This window comes from Streptosporangium minutum, from assembly GCF_002149035.1.
GTDB classification, from domain to species: domain Bacteria; phylum Actinomycetota; class Actinomycetes; order Streptosporangiales; family Streptosporangiaceae; genus Streptosporangium; species Streptosporangium minutum.
In genome coordinates this window covers 25,293-46,963 of sequence record NZ_NGFP01000007.1, presented here as the reverse complement: position 1 = coordinate 46,963, position 21,671 = coordinate 25,293, and the positions used below count along the sequence as shown (strand labels likewise).

Genomic DNA, 21,671 nt, shown 5'->3' with positions numbered 1-21,671 from the left:
GTCTGTCTGACTGAACTACAGGGGTCGCTGTGGCTGTTACGCCGTCCTCCATCTCCCCCGAAGCCCTCGAAGCTCTCGATCTCGATCCGGCCTTCGCCCTGCACCGCGGCGGCAAGCTGGAGACCCGCTCCACCGTCCCGGTCAACGACGCCGACGACCTGGCGCTCGCCTACACTCCCGGGGTGGCCAGGGTCTGCACCGCGATCGCCGAGCGGCCCGAGCTCGTCAACGACTACACCTGGGTGTCCAACGTGGTCGCCGTCGTCTCCGACGGCACCGCCGTGCTCGGGCTCGGCGACATCGGGCCCGCCGCCGCCATGCCGGTCATGGAGGGCAAGGCGCTGCTGTTCAAGCAGTTCGCCGACGTCGACGCGGTGCCGATCTGCCTCGACTGCACCGACGTGGACGCGCTGGTCGAGACGGTGGTACGGCTCGCGCCCTCCTTCGGCGGCATCAACCTGGAGGACATCAGCGCGCCCCGCTGCTTCGAGGTCGAGGACCGGCTGCGCGAGCTCCTGGACATCCCCGTCTTCCACGACGACCAGCACGGCACCGCGATCGTCGTGCTGGCGGCGCTGCGCAACGCGGCCCGGCTGACCGGCCGCTCGCTGGGCGACCTGCGGGCCGTGGTGGCCGGCGCCGGAGCCTCCGGCGTCGCGGTCAGCCGCATCCTGCTCAACGCCGGCATCGGCGACATCGCGGTGTCCGACTCCAAGGGCCTGATCCACCAGGGCCGCGACGGGCTCAACCCGGTGAAGGAGGCGCTGGCGCGCGACACCAACAGGGCCGGTCTCCGCGGTTCCACGGAGCAGGCGCTGGCCGGCGCCGACGTGTTCGTCGGCCTGTCGGGGTCGACGGTCCCGGAGGGGGCCATCGCGTCGATGGCGCCCGGTGCGATCGTCTTCGCGCTGTCCAACCCGACCCCCGAGGTCCACCCGGAGGTCGCCAGGAGGCACGCCCTGGTGGTGGCGACCGGCCGCTCGGACTTCCCCAACCAGATCAACAACGTGCTCGCCTTCCCCGGTGTCTTCCGGGGGGCGCTCGACGTCCGCGCCACCACCGTCACCGAGAACATGAAGGTGGCCGCGGCCGAGGCGCTGGCCGCCGTCGTCGGTGACGACGACCTGTCGGCCGACTACGTGATCCCGAGCCCGTTCGACGAGCGCGTCGCCCCCGCGGTCACCGCCGCGGTCGCCGCGCAGGCCCGCGCCGACGGAGTCGCCCGCCTCTAGACCAGTCGCGTGGGCCTCCGGGCCCCGCGACGATCTCCGGACGCATCCGCGAAGACCTCCAGACCCGTCTGAGAAGACGCCCCTCGCCCGATCGGGCGAGGGGCGTCTTCTGGTTTTGGGAAACTCAAAAAACAGTCACGGATCGTGCTATAAAAAAAGCGCTCCGTCACCTATCTGGGCAAGAGTGTGCACGAGGGACGGATACGGGCGCAGGGGGCGCGAGCTGGTTTCCAGCGCCCCCGCGGCTTCTCACGGTGAGGAGAGCGATGGAACGCGAGCCCAACCGACTGCTTCAGCGACTCATCGCTGAAGCGGGTTTCACGCACAAGGGGCTGTCCCGCAGGCTCAACGATCTCGGTGTGGCCCGGGGCCTGCCGGGTCTGAAGTACGACCACAGTTCCGTTCTGCGCTGGATCGGCGGTCAGCGGCCGAGAAATCCGGTGCCGGGACTGCTCGCAGAGATTTTCGCACTCCGGCTCCGCAGGACGGTCAGCTCGGAAGACCTCGGTCTGCCGGTCGTCGCGACACCTCTCGACCTCGGACAGGAGTTCACACACACGTGGCAGGAGGGGATCGCGACCGTGACGGCACTGTGGCGGGGAGATGTTGAGAGACGCAGGTTCCTGCTCGACTCGACCTTCGCGATCGGGGCCGGGTCGGTCGGCGCCCTACGCTGGCTGACCCTTCCCCTGGAGGGCCGTCCCGTCGCGGGCGGCGCCCGGCGGGTGGGCATGGCCGACATAGCCGCGATCCGGGAGGTCACCCGGTCCTTCGGCGAGCTGGACAACAGGTTCGGCGGCGGCAGGGTCCGCTCGGCGGTCGTGAAATATCTGGATACGGCGGTCGCGCCGCTGCTCAGTGAGGGCTCCTACGGCGAGGGCACCGGCAGGGCGCTGGCGTCCGCCGCGGCCGAGCTGACCCGGCTGGCCGGGTGGATGGCCTACGACCTGGAGCAGCACGGCCTGGCTCAGCGCTACCTGATCCAGGCGCTGCGCCTGGCCCGGGGGGCGGGGGACCACGGGCTCGGCGGGGAGATCCTCGCCGGGATGAGCCATCAGGCCCTGTATATAGGACAGCCGGCCCACGCTCTCGACCTGGCGCGGGCCGCCCAGCTGTCGGCCCGCCGCGCGGGGGTCTACGCCCTGCTGGCGGAGTCGCACGTGCTGGAGGCCCACGGCCACGCCCTGATGGACGACCGGGGGGCGTGCGGCAACTCCTTGCACGCGGCCGAGCTGGCCTTCGACCAGCGCGAGGCCGGCGAGGAGCCCGACTGGATCTCATACTTCGACGAGGCGTACCTGTCGGCCAAGTTCGCCCACTGCTTCCGCGACCTGGGCGACGGGCCGGGCACCGTACGGCACGCGACGCGGTCGCTGGACATGGACGGGCGCTACGTCCGCGGCCGCATGTTCAACCTCTCGCTGCTGTCGGCGGGGCTGCTCGGGTGCGGCGAGCTGGAGCAGGCCTGCGTGGCGGCCGGCCAGGCGCTGGAGCTGGCCGGGGGGCTGCAGTCGGCCCGGACCCAGTCCTACGCGTCCGACCTGCGGCGGCGGCTGGACCCCTTCGCCGGCGAGCCCGCGGTGAGGGAGCTGAACGAACGGACCAGGGAGCTGAGCCCCGCCTGAGGCGATGCCGCGTCTCTGAGGAGCCCGGAGGGGACGCGTTCCGCGTGGGGGAAGGGTTCCGTATGGGAGGGGTTTCGCGCGGGACGGGGCTTGCGCCGGAGAACGCTCCAGGAAGAACGCGTTTCCCGCGGAACACCGCACAAAGGCCGAGGGGCCCGGCAGATGCCGGGCCCCTCGGGTGAAGCAGGGTGAGTACGAGGTTTGGACCCCCGGACTCAGGTGATCGTCAGGACTACTTGACGATCGAGCCGGACCACACAGCGGCCGCCTTGTTGTAGATCATGGCGGTCTCACCGTCGAAGTACGGCGAGGTGATGAGGTCGTAGCGGTTGTTCTTGTCCTGGTCGCCGAAGAGGCTGGTCACGCCGTTGACGTAGCCGAGACGCTTGGCGTTGCTGTACTTGACGAGCCACGGGCCACCGTCGGCGCCGGGGGTGAAGGAGGACTTGAGGCCAACGTGCTCCTCAACCTTCTCGGCGGCGGAGACGTACACCTTGCCCGAGGTCTTGCCGTAGGTCCACTTCGGCGTAACGCCGGTGTAGGCCTTGTTGCCGTCGGGGTGAGCGTCGGCCGGGTAGCCGAACGCGAACACCGTCTGGCCGGTCTTCTGGTTCCAGGTGAAGCCCTGGCCACCGACGTTGTCGCCCAGGGCGCCAGTGTCCTTGATGAAGCCGTCGACGACGAAGTAGACGTTCTTGAAGTACTTCTTGGCCGTGCCCGGCTTGACCCACTTCTGCACGTAGTAGTGGGTAACGAAGGCGTTGGTCTTGTCGTCAACGTTGACCGTGCCGGGGAACTTGGCCGGGTTGGTCTTGTGGCCGTTGTAGTACTTGATGGCCTCTTCGTAGGTCAGCTGCTCGACCACGGGCTCGCCCAGCTTGTTGCCGTTGCCGGGGCCGGTCTTGGCGTTCTTGTAGAAGCCCTCGGTGACCTCGACCCGCTCAAGCACGGCGCCGGGGTAGTCCGGGCCGGAGACCTGAGGAGCGTTGTCCGCACCCTCGGAGAAGCAGTCGCCGAGGTTGAGGTTGCACTTCTCGAACTCAGCCTTGGTGATCTCGACCTTCTTGACTTCCTTACGACCGGTGAACTTGTCGTAGTCAGCCTTCGAGACTTCCTTGGCGGTGCCCCCACCGATCTGCACACCGTTGTAAACGGTCACGAACGCGTAGTCGCGGTCGCGGTCGTTGAAGACGCTGTAGTCGTAGTGGGTGTAGGCCTGCTTGCCGACGAAGATGCCGTAAGGGGTCTTGCCCTGGTAGTAAGCGGGGACGAAGACCCACTTGTCCATGACGCTGGCGTTCTTCTTGTCGTCGTAGACGCAGTGACCCGCGGTCGCGACCAGGTTACGGTACTTCGACTGGATCGAGGTGGCGGAGCACCACTTCAGCGCGCCCTCGGAGTCCTGGAAGAACACCTTGCCGATGGTGCGCGGCAGGTTGATGTTCTTGATCTTCGCCGCGGTCTTCTTCTCTTCGCCGATGGGGGCGATGGTGCCCGGCTTGCCGTCGGGGGTGTAGCCGCCGCCCGCGTTCAGCTTCGGCGTCGCCTTGGTCTCCCAGGTGTAGGGGGTGGCCTTGGCGAGGTTGTTGGTCTTCTGGTTGTAGTCCAGCCAGAACTCCGCGACCGCGGTGGCGGCCGGAGCGTCCTTGGCCATCGTGTCAGAGGCCCAGTCCGGGTTGGCGTTGGCGGTACCGGCCAGACCGGCGGCCAGCATGCCGGTGGCGAGGATGGCGCCGCCGGCGGGGAGGAGGATGCGCTTCAAGGGGTAACTCCTTGGTCTGATGTGGAACGCTTCTTGCGTCCCATGCGTCAGTAAAGGGATAGCCAGAACATACACGGCTGATCTTGAGGATCGGAAGCCGCTTTGAGGGGTAAGAACCCCATGCGCCGGGCCGAGATCATTCTGTGATGTTTGAACGGCCGCAGGGTGGTTGTTGCGACTGAGGGCGATGTGCTGCGTTTCCGCAGATAGGCATGATCCTGTTGCGAATGTGACCGATGTGGCGTGAGTGCCCCGATACGTTCAGTAACGATGATGATGTGACGCAGATCACATGAGTTCGATGGCACCGATTTGGCGATAGTCACGTCTAACGCGAACGGTCCAGGGCTGCCGGGGCCCCCGGAAGGCTGAAAATCAGGCCCGAGAGCCCCTGAAAATCCCCGGATCGGGGGCCGGCAAGCCCTCAGGGGGCCGGAATCGGGGCGCGCGAGGAGCCTGGGAACCCGGATTCGGGGATGTGTGAGGGCCCCGGAGCCTTGAATCGGAGGTCGGCAAGCCCTCAGGGAGCCGGATTCAGGACGCGCAAGGGTCTGGGAAGCCTGAAATCGGAGGGGTAGCACGCCCTCGGAGGCCGGAATCGGGACGGCGAGAGCCCGGAAACCCGGATCCGGGGGCCGTTGAGCCCTCGGGGAACCGGAAATTTGGACGCGCAAGGGCCCGGAACCGGGATTCGGAGACGTGCGAGGGCCCTGGAGCCTTGAATTCGGGGGCCGGCAAGCCCTCAGGGAACCGGATTCAGGGTCGGCGAGTGCCGGGGAACCGTGGGATCAAGGGCTCGGGGGAGCCTCTGAGCCTGGAATCGGGGGGCGCCGAGACGTCAGGATCCCGGATTCAGGGGCGCGGGGGAGCCTCTGAGCCTGGAACCGGGGGCGCCGAGGCGTCAGGATCCCGGATTCAGGGGCGGAGAGAGCCCCGGGAGTCCGCTGGGCGAGGCCGTAGGACTGCGAGGCCGTGGTGGTCCGGGAGGAGCCGTACGGGCACGGAGAAGCCGTACGGGCCGGGGAACGGGTGCGGGACCCGGCGCATGCGCCGGGTCCCGCGGGTGGAGCTGAGCGTCCTGACCCCTTGTGAGGGTCCGGAGGGCCTACTTGCGGACGATCGAGCCGGACCACACGTTGGCGGCCTTCTTGTAGATGTCCGCGGTCTCACCGTCGAAGTACGGCGAGGTGACCAGGTCGTAGCGGTTGTTCTGGTCCTGGTCGCCGAAGAGGCTGGTCACGCCGTTGACGTAGCCCAGGCGCCTGCCGCTGCTGTACTGCGTCAGCCACGGGCCGCCGTCGGCGCCCGGGGTGAACGCGCCCTTGAGCCCGACGTGCTCCTCGACCTTCTCGGCCGCGGAGACGTAGACCTTGCCGGACGGCTTGCCGTACAGGTACTTGGGCGTCACACCGCTGTAGGGCTTGTTGCCGTCGGGGTGCGGAGCCTGCGGGTAGCCGAAGGCGTAGACCGGCTTGCCGGTCTTCTGGTTCCAGGTGAAGCCCTGGCCGCCGACGTTGTCGCCGAGACGGCCGACGTCCTTGAGGCCGCGGTCGAAACCGATGCCGTTGTAGACCGTGACGAAGGCGTAGTCCTTGTCGTAGTCCTCGTAGACGTCGAAGTCGTAGTGCGTCCACGCCTGCTTGCCGACGTAGATGCCCCACGGCGTCTTGCCCTGGTAGTAACCCGGGACGAAGACCCACTTGTCGAGGGTCTGGCCGTTGCTGGCGGGGTCGTAGACGCAGTGGGCGGCCGTGGCGACCAGGTTGCGGTACTTCGACTGGATCGAAGTGGCCGAGCACCACTTGAACCGGCCGTTGGCGACGAAGAACACCTTGCCGATGGTCTTGGGCAGGTTGACGTTCTTGGCGAGGGACGGGGTGGGCCTCTCCGAGCCGGTGGGGGCGATGGTGCCGGGGCGCCCGTCGGGGGAGTAGCCGCCGCCGGAGCTCAGCCGGGGGGTCGCCGCTTCGGGCGCGTAGGCGGTGGCCTTCTTCAGGGCCACGTAGTTGGAGGCGGCCCAGAACCTGGCCACGGACAGCGCCGACGCGTTGCTGCCGGCCAGCTTGTCGGTTGCCCAGTCCGGTCTGGCCTGGGCGGTGCCGCTCAGGCCGGCGGCCAGCAGGCTGGTGGCGAGTGCGGCGCCACCGAGGGAGAGAAGAGAGTGCTTCAAAGACTTGCTCCTTGCGCTGCAACGTCTCCAGAAACCCTGGAAACTGCGGGACGACAAACAAATAACCTATGTAGCGGCCTACCGGGTAAATGCTGATCTAAGGCTCCCTTAAGGTGCATTTAAGGTGCCTATAAGGTGCCGCTAAGGTCAGCTCGCGTGCTGGCTGTCCGCCCACCGGTAGACGTTGTAGGTCGAGGTGATGAAGTACGGCGAGGAGATCAGGTCGTACTTGCGGTCGGTGTCGACGTCCCAGGCGAAGCTGTTGACGCCGTTGAGGTAGCCGAGACCGGTGGCGCTGTTGTAGTCGACCAGCCAGGGGCCGCCGCTCGCCCCGCCGGTGAATCCGCACTTGAGCGCGATGCCCAGCTCCATCAGGTAGGTGGGCGCGGGCCTCCTGGTGGTGCGGCCGCTGCACCACCTCAGCTTCTGGCCGTCGTACGGCCTGCTGCCGTCGATCTGGGGGGCGGCGGGGTAGCCGAAGGCGAGGGCGGCCTGGCCGACGCCGCGCTTGACCACCAGGCCCTGCCCGCCGACGTTGTCCTCCAGCTTTCCCACGGGTTCCATCTCGTAGGTGTTCGGGCTCTTGCCCGGCTTCCAGACGAACCCGTCGTGCACGTTGACGAAGGCGTAGTCGTAGTCGTAGTCACCGAGGCCGACGAAACTCTCGTGCAGGTTGAGAGAGTGGCCGACGTAGACCCCGTAGGGGGTCTCGCCCTTGTCGTAGCCCGGGATGAAGATCCAGTAGTCGGCGTGCCTGCCCTGCTTGGCGTCGTAGGCGCAGTGCCCGGCCGTGGCGACCAGGCTGCGGCTCCTGGAGGCCACCGATGAGGCGGAGCACCAGAAGTCCCTGTCACCGAGCCGGAAGAACACCTTGCCCACGGTCACGGGGGGCTTGACGGCGACCGGGGAGGGCTTCTTCGGGAGGGTGGGCCTGACGACCGGTGAGGTGGAGCCGCTACTGCTGCTGTAGTAGGCCGTCGCGGTCGCCGCCATGGTCTCACCGCCCGCCGCGGCGGTGGTCGCCGTGGCGGCGGCCGCGGTGCCGGTCCCGCCGGAAGGAACGGGCGTCGCGGTGGTGGTGCCGCTGCTGGGCTTGATCTCGGGCGTCGCCGGCGTGCCGTCCTGCGCCTGCTTGATCCTGGCCGGACTCCAGTACTCCGCGATCCGCTTCATGTCCGCGCTCGTCTTGGTGAGCGTGATGGAGGTGATGCTGCCCGGGACCGTCGTGTTGTAGGTGCCGTCGGCGCTGGCGCCCCCGGCGAACGCGGACATGGCGAGCACACCACTGGCGACGAGGGCGCCGAGTGTGGTCGCGAACCGCCGTGCGCGGGGGGACATGAAGGCCGTTTCCTTCGGGGGTCAGGGGATCAGCGGCTGAATGAGGACTGCAAGGAGTGATTTTTCCAGATCAACTTGGTTTTAGGCAGTCGGGGAGCTTGATCTGCTTTAACACCGTTACCTGGTGAAGTTTGTCCTGCGGAGCATAAGTACCCCGTCAAAGCGCGGAAGAGCGCTGTGACAGCGGCCCTTCCACGCTCACGACGTCCGCGCCTTAGCCGGGGAGCTTCCCGGTCCAGAGGTTGGCGGCGTGCTTGTAGATGCCGTAGGTCTCACCGTTGAAGTACGGGGTGGTGACCCGGTCGTAGCGGTTGTTCTTGTCGCTGTCGACCGTCAGGCTCACGACACCGTTGAGGTAGCCGGTCCGCTTGCTGCTCTTGTACTGCAGCAGGAACGGGCCGCCGCTGGCGCCCGGGGTGAAGGCGCACTTGATCGCCTGGTGCTCCTCGGCCTTGTAGGCCGGGACCACGGGGGCGGCGCCGGTGGTGCCGTAGCACCACTTCATGGTGTGCCCGGAGTACGGCTTGTTGCCGTCGGGGTGGGCGGCGGTTGGGTAGCCGAAGGTGAAGACCTTCTTGCCCAGCTTCTGGTTCCAGGTGAAGCCCTGGCCGCCGACGTTGTCCCCGAGACGACCGGCGGAGGTCACGAACGTGATGTAGTAACGGAAGATCGTGTACTTGGCGGAGGAGGTCTTCGCGATGTACTTCACCACGAAGTAGCGCGTGATGGTGAAGTTGCCGCGCGAGTCGATCTGCTTGTGACCGGGGCCCTTGTAGGCGTCGTACTCGGTCTTGGTGACGTGTTCCACACGGGGCTCCAGCTTGGAGCCGCTCTTGGGCCAGTCCGCCTGGTCCAAGACCCTGCTACCACTGGTGACCTTGTCGTCGTGCAGGCCGTAGACGTTGCCGGAGGTCTTTTCCCACGCGGCCTTGCCGGTCTCGACCGCGACGGCGAACGCGCCCTTGTACTGCGGGCCGACCTCGTCCTCCTTGTCGATGCCCTCGGCCTTGCCGAGGCCGCCCTTCTTGGTCCACTCGTCGTAGGTCTTGTGGTCGACGGACCTGGCGTCCTCGCGGCCTGCGCCACCCTTGTCGACGTGCGCCTTGTAGGTCTTGTAGTCGACCTCCTTCTCCGCCTGCTGCTTGACACCGTCGTAGACGTTGACGAAGGCGTAGTCGTAGTCGTAGTCCTCGAAGACGGTGAAGTCGTCGTGGGTGTTGACCTTGGCGCCGACGTAGATGCCCCAGGGAGCCTTCCCCTGGTAGTAGCCGGGGATGAACACGAAGTTGTCGAACGGCTTGTTCGTGTCGGTGTCGTACACGCAGTGGCCCGCCGTGGCGACCAGGTTGCGGTACTTCGACTGCACCGAGGTGCCGGAGCACCAGCGCTCCTGGCCCTTGCCGTCGACGAAGAAGACCTTGCCCACGGTGATCGGCAGGTTCAGGTTCTTCGACTTGCCCGCGGACTTGCCGCCCTCACCGGTGGGGGCGATGGTGCCGGGCTTGCCGTCGGCGGCGGCCTTGGCGGCGCCGGTCTTCGTCAGCTTGGCGGAGACGGTGGAGTCGGAGAGGTAGCTCTTCGCCGACTTGAGCTTGGAGGAGGTCCAGTAGCCCGCGATGGCCTTCGCGTTGCCGGACGAGGTGAGCGACGACGACTTGACGTCGGGCGCGGGCGCGGCCTGGGCAGCGCTTGCGAGGGGGGCGCCGATCATGGTGGTGGCTACGAGCGCACCACCGAGGGGGAGGACCAGGCGCTTGACTCGGGTGTTCAATCTAGCTCCTTCTTTGTCATGGGCCACTCGGGACGGCCCACGCATGCGTAAAGAGACAAGAGGAGACCGTACTAGGCAAAGAACGGTTAAAGTGCTACAAATCGGGCAGAAGGCTGGACCGATATGAGTTCGTTACCAAAACCGTGGAACCGAACTTTCAAGATCCGCGTCTGATCTACCCTCGCTTGACCGACCGCGTGGGCGGGTCCTGCACAAGTCCATGACCTGCGAAAACACGGGAGTCGGTCGTTGCCGGGGCGGGGCGGGTGCGCAAGGCTGAGCGGGCACTCGGCGTCACGCGAAATCGGGGGGTTCCATGCGACGTCTTCTCTGCCTGGCGGCTTCGGGGCTCTTCCTGCTCTCCGGTACGGCCGCCGCCGCGCCGCCGCCACCGCTGCCGTTGGACGGGTCGGGCCCGTCCGTCGCGGAGCCGGGTCCGCCGTGGTCCTACCGGGACTGGCTCTCCCCGGACTGGCTCACCCCGGGCGGGCCGGTTCCGGTCAGGCCGGTCGCGCGCAGGCCGGCCGTCGGGGCGAAGGCGTTCACGCTGAGCGTCGCGCGAGGGGAGAGGCCGGTGCCGGTGGCGGGCCGCGCCCTGCTCGTGTGCGATCCACCGCAGGGCACCCACCCCGTGGCGAGCGAGGCGTGCGAGGCGCTGAACAGGGTGGGGGGTGACCCCGCCCGGCTCAGGCCGTCGCCGGACCTGATGTGCACGATGCACTACGACCCGGTCACCGTGACCGCGACCGGAGTCTGGAACGGCCGCTACATCCGGTACGAGCGGACCTTCGGCAACCCCTGCTCGCTGCGCGGCACGACCGGCCCGGTCTTCTCCTTCTAGAGCCTTCCGCGGGTTCCCGGCCCTTCCGAAGTCTCCGGAAGGCCCGGGAACCCGTTGGAACATCCGGGATCCCCGTGTCGGGGGAAGGCGGAGGGGCCCGGTCCGAGGACCGGGCCCCTCGTCGCGCGGGGCCGGTCGAATGGCCTCACGGCCGGCCGTGAGGTGCGGCTACTTGGTCCAGCGGTTGGCCGCGACCTTGTAGACCTGGTAGGTGTCCCCGTTGAAGTACGGCGAGGAGATCCTGTCGTAGCGGTCGTTCTTGTCGGTGTCCCAGGCGACGCTGTTGACGCCGTTCAGGTAGCCGGTCCGCGTGGAGTTCTTGTATCTCAGCAGCCATGGGCCGCCGCTGGCGCCCGCAGTGAAGGCGCACTTGAAGCCGACGTGCTCCTGGAGGTTGTACTTCGGAGCGGCGGGCATGGCGCCGGTCGTGCCGAAGCACCACTTCATCGTGCGGCCGGTGAAGGGCTTGTCCCCGTCGGGGTGCAGGCCGGCCGGGTAGCCGAAGGAGAAGACCTTGTTCTTGACCTTCTGGTTCCAGGCGAAGCCCTGGCCGCCGACGTTGTCGCCGAGCCGGCCGACGTCCTTGATGATCGGCTTCCACTTGCCGTCGGTGCCCTTCTCCCAGTTCACCTTGAACCCGGAGTGGACGTTGACGAAGGCGTAGTCGAAGTCGTAGTCCTCCTTCACCACGAAGTCGTCGTGGGCGTTGAACCACTTGGCCGCGTAGATGCCGTAGGGGTTCTTGCCGTCCCACGCCTGGTTGCCGTCCCAGTAGGACGGAATGAAGATCCAGTTGTCGTAGAACTGGTTGGTCTTCACGTCGTAGACGCAGTGGGCCGAGGTGGCGACCAGGTTGCGGTACTTGCTCTGGACGGAGGTGCCGGAGCAGTACTTCCAGCTCCCCGGGTCCAGCGGGTTGGCGCCGGGCAGGGTGAAGAAGACGCGGCCGACGGTGTTGGGCAGGTTGACCTGCTTGCTCTTGATCGACCGGGTGCCCTCCTGGCCGATCGGCGGGACCGATCCCGCCCGCCCGTCGGGGCCGGCGGCGCTGGAGGCCTTGCCGCCCTTGACGCTGAGGTCGAGGTCGTCTGAGGCGTCGGTGGCCTTGCGCATCCGCTCGGGCGACCAGAAGGCGGTGGCCTCGCCGGCCGTCTCCGAGGCGGCCGAACTGACCACGTCGCTGGGGGCCGTACCGGCGTTGGCACCGGTGGTGGCGCCGATCACTCCGGCGATCATGAGAACGCCGGTGAGGGGGATCGTGAGGCGCCGTGCTCGGGAATTCAATGGAGCTCCTTCCGTTCTCGGCGGGGGACGGGACATCCCCTGCCAGGAAAACGATCGGAACGTTACTGAATGGATCAAGAAGTCGGCGAGGAATTGACGGGAAAAAGTCTGAAATGGTTCCCTTCGATGCGATGCTGTTATTCAAATAGCTATTAGTTATAATTTAACTAACAGGTATTTCCGCAGGTGGAAGGGGTTGCGTGCCTGTCCGTCCGGCGTCCCGTGCACCATCGGCAACAATGCTCGCCGATGGTTTCTCGGGTAACTCGGACACCTCCGGACTATTAAACCGAACATCATTCTGGTTGGATGTCCGCATGAGCGTAGATCCCCGAACCCCCTGCCTCGTCGGCGTCGCCCAGCACACGGTCCGCGCGCAGCCGGGGCCGGAACCGCTGGATCTGTGGGAGCTGGTCGCCCGTGAAGCCGCCGCCGACGCCGGGGCGCCCGGTCTGCTGGAGCGCCTCGACTCGATCCAGGTCGTCTACACCGATTCCTGGCAGTACGACGACCCGGCGGCCAGGCTCGCTGAGCGCCTGGCCGCCGAACCCCGGCACCGGGCCTACTCCCGGGTGAGCGGCACGGCCCCGCAGGTGCTGCTCGGTGAGGCGGCCCGCAGGATCGCCGCGGGAGAGATGGACGCCGCGCTGGTCGCCGGGGCGGAGGCGCTGGCCACGCGCAGGGCCCTGCGCAAGGCGGGGGAGCGGGTGGCGTGGAGTCACCCGGCCGTTCCCAAGCCGCCCTACGGATGGGAGCGCCCCCCGCACCCGGCCGAGCTGGCCCACGAGCTGTTCCTGCCGGTCCACACCTACGCGATCATGGAAACCGCCCGGCGGGCGGCGAGCCACGAGTCCCTTGAGGATGAGCGGGCCCATCGGGGCCGGATGATGGCCCCGATGACGCGGGTCGCCGCGGCCAACCCGCACGCCTGGGACCGGGAGGCCCGGACGGCGCGGGAACTGGTCGTCCCGTCGGAGGGCAACCGCCTCGTCGGCTGGCCGTACACCAGGCGCACCGTCGCGGTGCTGGAGGTGGACCAGGCCGCCGCCGCGATCCTGGTCGCCACCGGGCTCGCCGACCGGCTCGGCGTCCCCCGGGACAAGCGCGTCTACCTGCGGGGCTGGGCGTACGCCGAGGACACCTGGGAGGTCGCGGCCCGGCCGGAGCCGGGCTCCTCCCCGGCCATGGCGGCCGCGGCCCGGCGGGCCTTCGCGCGGGCGGGTGTCGGTCTCGACGACCTCGGCGCACTGGACGTCTACAGCTGCTTCGCGATCGCGCTGCGCTCGGCCTGCGCCGCGATGGGTCTCGACCCGTTCGACGGCCGGGGGCTGACGGTCACCGGCGGCCTGCCGTACGCCGGTGGGCCGGCCAGCGACTACGTCCTGCACTCCACCGCGGCGATGGCCGGCCGCCTGCGCGCGGAGCCGGGCCACGGCCTGGTCACCGGGGTCGGCATGCACCTGACCAAGCACACCTACGCGATCTGGTCCACCGAGCCGGGGGGCGTGCTCGGCGACGGCGAGCCGGTGTACACCGCCGAGCCGGTGCCGATCGTGGCCGGATACGAGGGGCCCGCCACCGTCGCCGGATACACCGTCGCGCACGGCAGGGACGGCGCGGCCGAGCGCGGCGTCGTCGTCGCCGACCTGCCGGGCGGGGGCCGGGCGCACGCCCACCTCCGTGACCGCGGCCTGATCGCCGAGGCCGAGTCACGGGAGCTCGTCGGCAGGAAGATCCGCCTGCGCGCCGACGGGCCGGTGAACGTCGCCACCTGGTGACCGCGGTGACCCCGGTCCGGAGCGGAGCCTGGTGACCGCGGTGATCCCGGTCCGGAGCGGAGCGGGTGCGGGCGCCGGGGCCGGCGGCCTCGAAGGCGGGGCGGCGGCCGCGCCTTCCCGCGGAGGGCCTGCCCGGGACACGGCCGGGGGCGGTACGGCCGATGTGACGCCGGGCGGGAGGCGTAGGGTGCGGCCATGTTCGCCGTAACCGCCACAGAGATCGATCCCGACAACCCGCTCGCCGGGCTCACGCTCGGAGAGCGCCCCGAACCCGAAGTCCCCGACGGCTGGACCACCGTCACGGTGCGGGCCGCCTCGCTCAACCACCACGACCTGTGGACCCTCAAGGGCGTGGGCATCCGCCAGGACCGGCTGCCGATCGTGCTCGGCGGCGACGCCGCCGGAGTCGACGAGGACGGCAACGAGGTCATCGTGCACTCGGTGATCGGCAGCGGAGCCGATGAGACGCTCGATCCGAAGCGGTCCCTGCTGTCGGAGAAGTACGACGGCACCTTCGCCGAGCGGGTTGCCGTGCCCCGGCGCAACCTGGTGCCCAAGCCCGCCGCGCTCAGTTTCGAGGAGGCGGCCTGCCTGCCCACCGCGTGGCTGACCGCCTACCGGATGCTGTTCGACAAGGCGGATCTGGAGCCGGGCTCGACCGTGTTGGTCCAGGGCGCCGGGGGCGGTGTGGCCACCGCGCTGATCACGCTGGGCCGGGCGGGCGGCTACCGGGTCTGGGTCACCAGCCGGTCGGAGGAGAAGCGGGCGCGGGCGCTCGGCCTCGGCGCCGACCAGGTCTTCGAGAGCGGCGCCCGGCTGCCCGAGCGGGTCGACGCGGTGATGGAGACCGTCGGCCAGGCGACCTGGGACCACTCGCTGAAGGCGCTGCGTCCCGGCGGCCGGATCGTGGTCTCCGGGGCGACCAGCGGAGCCGTCCCCCCGGCGGACCTGAACCGGGTCTTCTTCCTGCAGCTCTCGGTGGTCGGCTCGACCATGGGCACCCGCGACCAGCTGGCCCGGCTCGCCCGGTTCCTGGAGCAGACCGGCGCCCGGCCGGTGATCGACCGGACGCTCCCGCTGGCCGGGGCCCGCGAGGGGTTCGCGGCCATGCACGAGGGCGACGTGTTCGGGAAGATCGTCTTCACCGGCGCGGGCTGAGCCGGGCGCGTGCGTGACCGGTGTCCGGTGTCCGGACGGGCGTGACCGCGCGCCGATGTGATCTGGGTCACGTATGTAAGTGATGAGTTACTTCTCTGCCTTCCGGGGGATGAACACCCGTGAGCGACACATCCCCCGGGAGGCCCGCCATGACCGACGCGACCGCGCGCCCCGATCCCGAACCCTTCGGCCCCGGCGATCTGCTCTGGGAGGGCATGGGGGACCAGCGGCTGATGCTCCTGCTCGGCGGCGCCCTCGTCATGCAGGTCATGCACCCGGCCATCGGCGCCGCGGTCGGTGATCACTCGGTCTACCGGACCGACCCCTGGGGACGGCTGACCCGCTCGCTCACCTCGCTGCAGACCTGGGTGTACGGCGGGCCGGAGGCGATCCAGGAGGGCAGGCGCCTGCGGGAGATGCACAAGGACATCCAGGGAGTCGACGCCCAGGGGCGGAGCTATCACGCGCTGAGCGCCGAGCCGTACGCCTGGGTGCATCTGACCGCCTTCGAGCGGGCCGTCACCATGGCGAAGTACTTCGGACAGCCCTACTCCCCGGGAGAGGAGCGGCGCCTGTATGAGGAGATCATCCATCTCGGCCGGATCCTGCGGGTCCCCGAGCGGATGTTCCCCGCCACCGTCGACGACTACTGGCGCTACTTCCACGACATGGTCGACACCACCCTGGAGAGCCATCCGACGGCCCACGACGTGCTGCGCACGGCGCTCACCGTGGGACCTCCGCCGATCATGCCCGCGCCGCTGCGACGGCTGTGGGGTCCGCTCGGACTCACCTCAGGCCGGGTCAACCACTTCGTCACGGTCGGCACGCTGCCGCCCGCCGTGCGCCGGAAGCTGGAGCTGCCGTGGACCGCACGCGACGAGGTGCGGCTGCGCCGGCTCGGCCGGGCGGTCGCGGCGACCGTGCCGCACCTGCCCGAGCGGGCCAGATACATGCCGATCGCCTACCGTGCCAGGCAGGCCGCACGGGCCCGGGAGCGTCTCGTCCGCGCCATGCGCGTCGCCTGACCGCCGGGGTACGGCCGGCCCGGGCGCACGGGGCGGGAGCCCCGAAAGCAGGAGGGGCGGGCGCGGGCCGTACAGCAGGATCACCGGAGCGCGTCTCGGATGCGCCGGGCGGCGTCGTAGAGCGCGTCCTGCGCGGTGGCGAGGGTCTCCTCGGTCACCTGGGCGCCGGCCGCGTCCCTGCGGAGCTCCTCGACGAATTCGGCCAGCATCTGGCCGAGCCGGGCGTCCCTGTCACGCGACCCGTGGCCGGTGAAGCTGTCGGCCCAGATGCGCTTCCAGTCGTGCTTCCACTCGTGGCTCTGGCGCTGCCATTCCTGCTTCTGCCGCTGCCATTCCTGCTTCTGGCGTTGCCACTCGGCCTTCTGCTCCCGCCAGGCCTCGCGCTGCTCGTTCCTGGACCGGCTCTGCTCCTGCTTGGAGCCCTGGCGCACGTCGCGCGCCATCTGGGTGAGCTCCTCGCGCAGCGACTTGACCGTGTCGCGCACGTCCTCCTTGACCTCGCGGGCGATGTCGCGGACGGAGTCGGAGATCTCCTGCTCCAGGTCGGCGAGCTCGTCGAGCCGGGCGTTCAGCTCGTCGCGGCCCCGGTCGGTGATGGTGAAGACCTTCTTGCCCTCCAGGACCTCGTGGGTGACCAGGCCCTCCTCCTCCAGCCGGGCCAGGCGCGGATAGATCGTGCCGGGTGAGGGCGAATAGACGCCGAGGAAGCGGTCCTGGAGCAGCCGGATCACCTCGTAACCGTGGCGCGGGCTCTCCTCCAGCAGTTTGAGGAGATAGAGCCGGAGCCGTCCGTGACCGAAGACCGGACTCATGCCTGCTCTCCCTTCAGAAGAGTGACGTCCGCCGAGACGGTGGTCGCCGACAGGGACGCCATGCCGCCGCCGATCCGGCCGGTCAGCGTCCTGGCGCCGGGCTGGTTGGAGCGGCGGAGCTCGGCGAAGGCGGTGTCGAGCCTGCCGGAGGTGGAGCGGATCGTGACATCGGTCTCGACTCCGCGCGGCAGCCGGAGCATGATCTCGCCCGAGACGCTGTTCATCGTCACGTGACCGGTCGGCGGGAGCTCCAGATCGGCGGTGATCCGGCCGGAGACGGTGGTGGCGCGGAGCCGGCGGGGCGTGCCCTGGGCCACGGTCAGCTCTCCCGAGACGCTCTTGAAGGACAGGTCGCCGACCAGGCCGCGGCTCTCCACGTCGCCGGAGACGGTGTCGGCGTGGATCTCGCCGCTCACCCCGTCGAGCACGATCTCACCCGAGACGCTCTTGACCGAGGTGCGGCTCTCGAAACCGGCGACGACGGCCGAGGCGGAGACCACTCCCGCGTTGACCGGGCAGTCCTTCGGCACGGTCAGCGTCAGCGTGGTCTGGCGGCTCCCGGGGCGCAGCCAGCCGAGCAGGCCGTCCCAGGTCAGGTCCTTGTAGGCGACGGTGAGCGTGCCGTCGTCCTCGTGGGTGACGATCAGTGGCGGGTTGCCGATGTCGGCGACCTCAAGGGTGGGCGGGCCGTCGCTGGCCAGCACCGCCAGCCTGCCCGCCACGATCCGGACGTTGAGTTTTCTCACGGTGTCGAAGGTGAGCTGTTCGGGTTTCTCGATGGTCCACTGCCGCATGTTCGTGACCTCCTTCTACAAGACACGATATGTCGCGTCGTAAGGGGAGGTCAAGATATATCGCGACTGCTTCAGTCGTCCTCGTCGTCCAGCCGGGCCAGCCAGGTGGCCAGCCGTTCCACCGGGGTCTCGAACTCCGGGTTCAGGTCGACGAACTCGCGCAGCCGCTCGGCCAGCCACACGATGTTGACCTCCTCCTCGCCGCGGCGCTCGACGAGCTCCTCGATGCCCCGATCGGTGAAGTACATCGTTCTCCTCGCAGTAACGGGGAAGTCCCCCACAGGGGCTCCTGTGGGGGACTTCCGAAGGTGGTGCCTAGCTGAAGATCTCTCCCAGCATCTGCTGCAACTCCGTCTCGTGCGCGGAGTGCGAGCCCGTCGCGGGGGAGGAGTTCGCCTTGCGGGAGACCCGCTTGATCGGACGCCCGCCGAAGGTGTCGGGGTTCTCCGCCAGCTTCAGCGTCAGGAACGGCCACGGGCCCATGTTGACCGGCTCGTCCTGTGCCCACACCAGCTCGACGCCGTCGGCGTACCGGCCCAGCTCGGCCGCGAGCGGGTTCATCGGGAACGGGTAGAGCCGCTCCAGACGGACGATCGCCACGTCGGTCCGGCCCTGCCTGTCACGGGCCGCCGCCAGATCGTAGTAGATCTTGCCGGAGCAGAGCACGACCTTGCGCACCTCGGCCGGGTTCACCGTGGTGTCGCCGAGCACCGGCCGGAACGAGCCCGAGGTGAACTCGCTGACCGGCGAGACCGCCGCCTTGTGCCGCAGCAGCGACTTGGGCGTGAACACCACCAGCGGGCGGTGCCGGTTCGACTTCGTCTGCCAGCGCAGCAGGTGGAAGTAGTTCGCCGGCAGCGTCGGCTGGGCCACGGTCATGTTGTCGTAGGCGCACATCTGCAGGAAGCGCTCGATGCGGGCCGAGGAGTGGTCCGGGCCCTGACCCTCGTAGCCGTGCGGCAGCAGCAGGGTGACGCCGGAACGCTGGCCCCACTTCTGCTCGCCCGCGGTGATGTACTCGTCGATCACGGACTGGGCGCCGTTGACGAAGTCACCGAACTGGGCCTCCCAGGCGACCAGGGCCTCCGGGCGCTCCACGCTGTAGCCGTACTCGAAGCCGAGCGCGGCGTACTCGCTGAGCAGCGAGTCGTAGACGTAGAACTTGGTGGTGCCCTCGTTGAACGTCTTGAGCGGGGTGTGCTCCTCGCCCGTGACGCGGTCCACCAGCACGGCGTGCCGCTGGACGAAGGTGCCGCGCCGGGAGTCCTGACCGACCAGGCGGACCGGGTGGCCGTCGATCAGCAGCGACCCGAAGGCGAGGGTCTCGCCCATGCCCCAGTCGATGCGGTCCTCGGCGACCATCTGCCCGCGGCGCTGGATGACCGGCAGCAGGCGCGGATGGATCGTGAAGCCCTCCGGCAGGTTGAGCTGGGTGTCGACGATCCGCTTGACGGTCTCCTCGGAGATCCCCGTCGGGGTGTCCTCGTGCGACCAGGGGATGACGGAGTCCACGTCGACCGGGCGGGCGAACTCGCCGGTCGACTCCTTGGACGCCGCGCGGGTCTCGGCGAAGGCGTTCTCCAGCTTGGCCTGGTAGTCGCGGAGCGCGCCCTCGGCCTCCTCCACCGTGATGTCGCCCCGGCCGATCAGCGCCTCGGTGTAGAGCTTGCGGGTGGAGCGCTTGGCGTCGATCAGGTCGTACATCAGCGGCTGGGTGAAGCTCGGGTTGTCGGACTCGTTGTGGCCGCGGCGCCGGTAGCAGATCAGGTCGATGACGACGTCCTTGCGGAACGCCTGGCGGTATTCGAACGCCAGCTTCCCGACCCGGACCACGGCCTCGGGGTCGTCCCCGTTGACGTGGAGGATCGGGGCCTGGATCATCCGGGCCACGTCGGTGGCGTACACGCTGGAGCGCGAGGACGCGGGCGAGGTGGTGAAGCCGACCTGGTTGTTGACCACGATGTGGACCGTGCCGCCGGTGCGGTAGCCGCGGAGCTGCGACAGGTTCAGCGTCTCGGCCACCACGCCCTGACCGGCGAAGGCGGCGTCGCCGTGGACGAGCACGGGCAGGACCGTGAAGCCCTCCTCGCCCCGCTCCAGCAGGTCCTGCTTGGCGCGGACCACGCCCTCCAGGACCGGGTCCACCGTCTCAAGGTGCGAGGGGTTGGCCACGACCGAGGTCTTGAGCTTGCTGCCGTCGGGTGAGACGAAGTCACCGGTGGCGCCCAGGTGGTACTTGACGTCGCCGGAGCCGTGCGCCGTCCGCGGGTCGATGTTGCCCTCGAACTCGCCGAAGATCTGGCCGTAGGACTTGCCCACGATGTTGGCCAGCACGTTGAGGCGGCCGCGGTGGGCCATGCCGATGACGGACTCGTCGAGGTTCTCCTCCGCGGCGGCGGAGAGCACCGAGTCGAGCAGCGGGATCAGCGACTCGCTGCCTTCGAGCGAGAAGCGCTTCTGGCCGACGAACTTGGTCTGCAGGAACGTCTCGAACGCCTCGGCGGTGTTGAGCCGCTCCAGGATGCGCAGCTGCTCCTCGCGGTCGGGCTTGGCGTGGGGACGCTCCACCCGGGCCTGGATCCAGGCGCGCTCCTCGGGGTTCTGCATGTGCATGTACTCCACGCCGATGGTGCGGCAGTAGGAGTCACGCAGCACGCCGAGGATCTCGCGCAGCCTCATCAGCGGACGGCCGCCGAAGCCGCCGGTGGCGAACTCGCGCTCCAGGTCCCACAGGGTCAGCCCGTGGGACTTGATGTCGAGGTCGGGGTGCTTGCGCTGCTTGTACTCCAGCGGGTCGGTGTCGGCCATCAGGTGGCCGCGGACCCGGAAGGCGTGGATCAGCTCGATGACCCGGGCCGACTTCGCCACGTCGTCGTCGTGCGTGGTCGAGATGTCCTGGACCCAGCGGACCGGCTCGTAGGGGATCCGGAGGGCTTCGAAGATCTCGTCGTAGAAGCCGTCCTCGCCCAGCAGGAGCCGGTGGACCTGGCGCAGGAAGTCACCCGACTGGGCGCCCTGGATGATCCGGTGGTCGTAGGTGCTGGTGAGCGTCATGACCTTGCTCACCGCGAGCCGGGAGAGCGTCTCAGGAGAGGCGCCCTGGTACTCCGCGGGGTACTCCATCGCACCGACACCGATGATCGTGCCCTGCCCCGGCATCAGACGCGGCACCGAGTGGACGGTGCCGATCGTCCCGGGGTTGGTCAGCGAGATCGTGGTGCCGGAGAAGTCGTCGACGCCGAGCTTGCCGGCCCTGGCCTTGCGCACGACCTCCTCGTACGCCACCCAGAACTGGCGGAAGTCCATGCCCTCCGTCGCCTTGATCGACGGCACCAGGAGCTGACGGGTGCCGTCGCTCTTGGCGACGTCGATGGCCAGGCCGAGGTTGACGTGCTCCGGCTTGACCAGCACGGGCTTGCCGTCGGCCTCGGCGTAGGAGTGGTTCATCTCCGGCAGGGCCTTGAGGGCCTTGATGACCGCGTAACCGATCAGGTGCGTGAACGAGACCTTGCCGCCGCGACCGCGGGACAGGTGGTTGTTGATCACGATGCGGTTGTCGATGAGCAGCTTCGCCGGGACCGCGCGCACGCTGGTGGCCGTCGGGACCTCGAGGCTGGCCTCCATGTTGGCAGCCGTCCTGGCGGCGGCGCCGCGCAGTCGGACTTCCTCGGCACCGGCGGGCAACTGCGTCTCCTGCTTGGGCTTGTCCGCCGGGGTGGCCTTGGCCTTCGGCGCGGTGGTCACCGGTGCGGCGGCCGGGGTCGCCGGAGCCGCAGCCGGGGTTGGAGTGGCGGGCGCGGCTTTGGCCGCCCCCGGGGGCGCGGCTCTGCCGGACCCGGAATCAGGGGTGTAGTCAGCGAAGAAGTTCCACCAGGCACGGTCCACAGACTCGGGATCCTGGAGGTACTTCTGGTACAGCTCGTCGACAAGCCATTCGTTTTGACCAAAGGCTGCCAGCGGGTTTGTCCGCGACGACTCAGACGACACGGCGGAAATCGCCCTCTTCCGCAGATCGGCGTTGATGATAGAGAACCTGTCCAAGGCTACTCGCCTGGACCCGGACCTGCGCCAGTCTGGC

At 68.7% G+C, this 21,671-nt stretch carries 15 protein-coding genes; 6 read left to right on the top strand and 9 right to left on the bottom strand.

Going from position 1 to position 21,671, the window contains the following annotated elements; translation table 11 throughout:
* Nucleotides 1-29 precede the first annotated feature (29 nt).
* Together CA984_RS02865 and CA984_RS02860 are read left to right on the top strand one after the other, a co-directional pair.
* Nucleotides 30-1,232, top strand: a complete 1,203-nt coding sequence (locus CA984_RS02865; protein ID WP_086567706.1) for an NAD(P)-dependent malic enzyme — start codon at nt 30-32, stop codon at nt 1,230-1,232.
* Nucleotides 1,233-1,498: 266 nt separating this feature from the next.
* Nucleotides 1,499-2,857, top strand: coding sequence for an NsdA family TPR-like regulatory protein (locus tag CA984_RS02860; RefSeq protein ID WP_086567704.1), 1,359 nt, complete (start codon nt 1,499-1,501; stop codon nt 2,855-2,857).
* 232 nt (nt 2,858-3,089) lie between these two features.
* On the opposite strand, the gene CA984_RS02855 is transcribed toward CA984_RS02860, so the two are convergent.
* From CA984_RS02855 to CA984_RS02840, 4 genes are all read right to left on the bottom strand, one after another.
* On the bottom strand, nt 3,090-4,619 hold the full coding sequence (locus CA984_RS02855; protein ID WP_086567702.1) for a trypsin-like serine peptidase: 1,530 nt from the start codon (nt 4,617-4,619) through the stop codon (nt 3,090-3,092).
* 1,105 nt (nt 4,620-5,724) lie between these two features.
* Nucleotides 5,725-6,789, bottom strand: a complete 1,065-nt coding sequence (locus tag CA984_RS02850; RefSeq protein ID WP_086567700.1) for a trypsin-like serine peptidase — start codon at nt 6,787-6,789, stop codon at nt 5,725-5,727.
* Between the two features lie 147 nt (nt 6,790-6,936).
* Nucleotides 6,937-8,127 (bottom strand): trypsin-like serine peptidase, encoded by a 1,191-nt coding sequence (locus CA984_RS02845; protein WP_086567698.1) that lies wholly within the window; start codon nt 8,125-8,127, stop codon nt 6,937-6,939.
* Between the two features lie 214 nt (nt 8,128-8,341).
* On the bottom strand, nt 8,342-9,898 hold the full coding sequence (locus tag CA984_RS02840; protein ID WP_242675697.1) for a trypsin-like serine peptidase: 1,557 nt from the start codon (nt 9,896-9,898) through the stop codon (nt 8,342-8,344).
* Between the two features lie 316 nt (nt 9,899-10,214).
* On the opposite strand from CA984_RS02840, the gene CA984_RS02835 reads away from it, so the two are divergent.
* On the top strand, nt 10,215-10,739 hold the full coding sequence (locus tag CA984_RS02835; RefSeq protein WP_086567693.1) for an SSI family serine proteinase inhibitor: 525 nt from the start codon (nt 10,215-10,217) through the stop codon (nt 10,737-10,739).
* Nucleotides 10,740-10,907: 168 nt separating this feature from the next.
* Here the strand turns inward: CA984_RS02835 and CA984_RS02830 are convergent, their stop codons facing one another.
* Nucleotides 10,908-12,023, bottom strand: a complete 1,116-nt coding sequence (locus CA984_RS02830) for a trypsin-like serine peptidase (protein ID WP_086567691.1) — start codon at nt 12,021-12,023, stop codon at nt 10,908-10,910.
* Nucleotides 12,024-12,340: 317 nt separating this feature from the next.
* Between CA984_RS02830 and CA984_RS02825 the strand changes: the two genes are divergently transcribed.
* The 3 genes from CA984_RS02825 (at nt 12,341) to CA984_RS02815 (ending at nt 15,987) form a co-directional block, all read left to right on the top strand.
* On the top strand, nt 12,341-13,801 hold the full coding sequence (locus CA984_RS02825) for an acetyl-CoA acetyltransferase (protein WP_086567689.1): 1,461 nt from the start codon (nt 12,341-12,343) through the stop codon (nt 13,799-13,801).
* 195 nt (nt 13,802-13,996) lie between these two features.
* A complete protein-coding gene (locus tag CA984_RS02820; RefSeq protein WP_086567687.1) occupies nt 13,997-14,959 on the top strand; it encodes a zinc-binding dehydrogenase in 963 nt (320 codons plus the stop codon).
* Between the two features lie 149 nt (nt 14,960-15,108).
* A complete protein-coding gene (locus CA984_RS02815) occupies nt 15,109-15,987 on the top strand; it encodes an oxygenase MpaB family protein (RefSeq protein ID WP_086567684.1) in 879 nt (292 codons plus the stop codon).
* 80 nt (nt 15,988-16,067) lie between these two features.
* Here the strand turns inward: CA984_RS02815 and CA984_RS02810 are convergent, their stop codons facing one another.
* The 4 genes from CA984_RS02810 to CA984_RS02795 all read right to left on the bottom strand — a co-directional run bounded on the left by CA984_RS02810 (nt 16,068) and on the right by CA984_RS02795 (nt 21,580).
* Complete coding sequence (locus tag CA984_RS02810; RefSeq protein ID WP_086567682.1) at nt 16,068-16,799, bottom strand: PadR family transcriptional regulator; 732 nt, start codon at nt 16,797-16,799, stop codon at nt 16,068-16,070.
* Complete coding sequence (locus CA984_RS02805; RefSeq protein WP_086567680.1) at nt 16,796-17,593, bottom strand: DUF4097 family beta strand repeat-containing protein; 798 nt, start codon at nt 17,591-17,593, stop codon at nt 16,796-16,798. The genes CA984_RS02810 and CA984_RS02805 overlap by 4 nt, the downstream gene beginning before the upstream one ends.
* Nucleotides 17,594-17,664: 71 nt before the next feature.
* On the bottom strand, nt 17,665-17,841 hold the full coding sequence (locus tag CA984_RS45830; RefSeq protein ID WP_086567678.1) for a DUF6104 family protein: 177 nt from the start codon (nt 17,839-17,841) through the stop codon (nt 17,665-17,667).
* A 67-nt stretch (nt 17,842-17,908) separates the two neighbouring features.
* A complete protein-coding gene (locus CA984_RS02795; protein ID WP_086567796.1) occupies nt 17,909-21,580 on the bottom strand; it encodes a multifunctional oxoglutarate decarboxylase/oxoglutarate dehydrogenase thiamine pyrophosphate-binding subunit/dihydrolipoyllysine-residue succinyltransferase subunit in 3,672 nt (1,223 codons plus the stop codon).
* Nucleotides 21,581-21,671 lie beyond the last annotated feature (91 nt).

Bases quoted from the DNA above. Each gene is read 5' to 3' on its own strand.
- CA984_RS45830 (WP_086567678.1), bottom strand. From the start codon at position 17,841: ATGTACTTCACCGATCGGGGCATCGAGGAGCTCGTCGAGCGCCGCGGC.
- CA984_RS02805 (WP_086567680.1), bottom strand. From the start codon at position 17,593: ATGCGGCAGTGGACCATCGAGAAACCCGAACAGCTCACCTTCGACACC.
- CA984_RS02835 (WP_086567693.1), top strand. From the start codon at position 10,215: ATGCGACGTCTTCTCTGCCTGGCGGCTTCGGGGCTCTTCCTGCTCTCC.
- CA984_RS02815 (WP_086567684.1), top strand. From the start codon at position 15,109: ATGACCGACGCGACCGCGCGCCCCGATCCCGAACCCTTCGGCCCCGGC.
- CA984_RS02810 (WP_086567682.1), bottom strand. From the start codon at position 16,799: ATGAGTCCGGTCTTCGGTCACGGACGGCTCCGGCTCTATCTCCTCAAA.
- CA984_RS02825 (WP_086567689.1), top strand. From the start codon at position 12,341: ATGAGCGTAGATCCCCGAACCCCCTGCCTCGTCGGCGTCGCCCAGCAC.
- CA984_RS02845 (WP_086567698.1), bottom strand. From the start codon at position 8,127: ATGTCCCCCCGCGCACGGCGGTTCGCGACCACACTCGGCGCCCTCGTC.
- CA984_RS02820 (WP_086567687.1), top strand. From the start codon at position 13,997: ATGTTCGCCGTAACCGCCACAGAGATCGATCCCGACAACCCGCTCGCC.
- CA984_RS02860 (WP_086567704.1), top strand. From the start codon at position 1,499: ATGGAACGCGAGCCCAACCGACTGCTTCAGCGACTCATCGCTGAAGCG.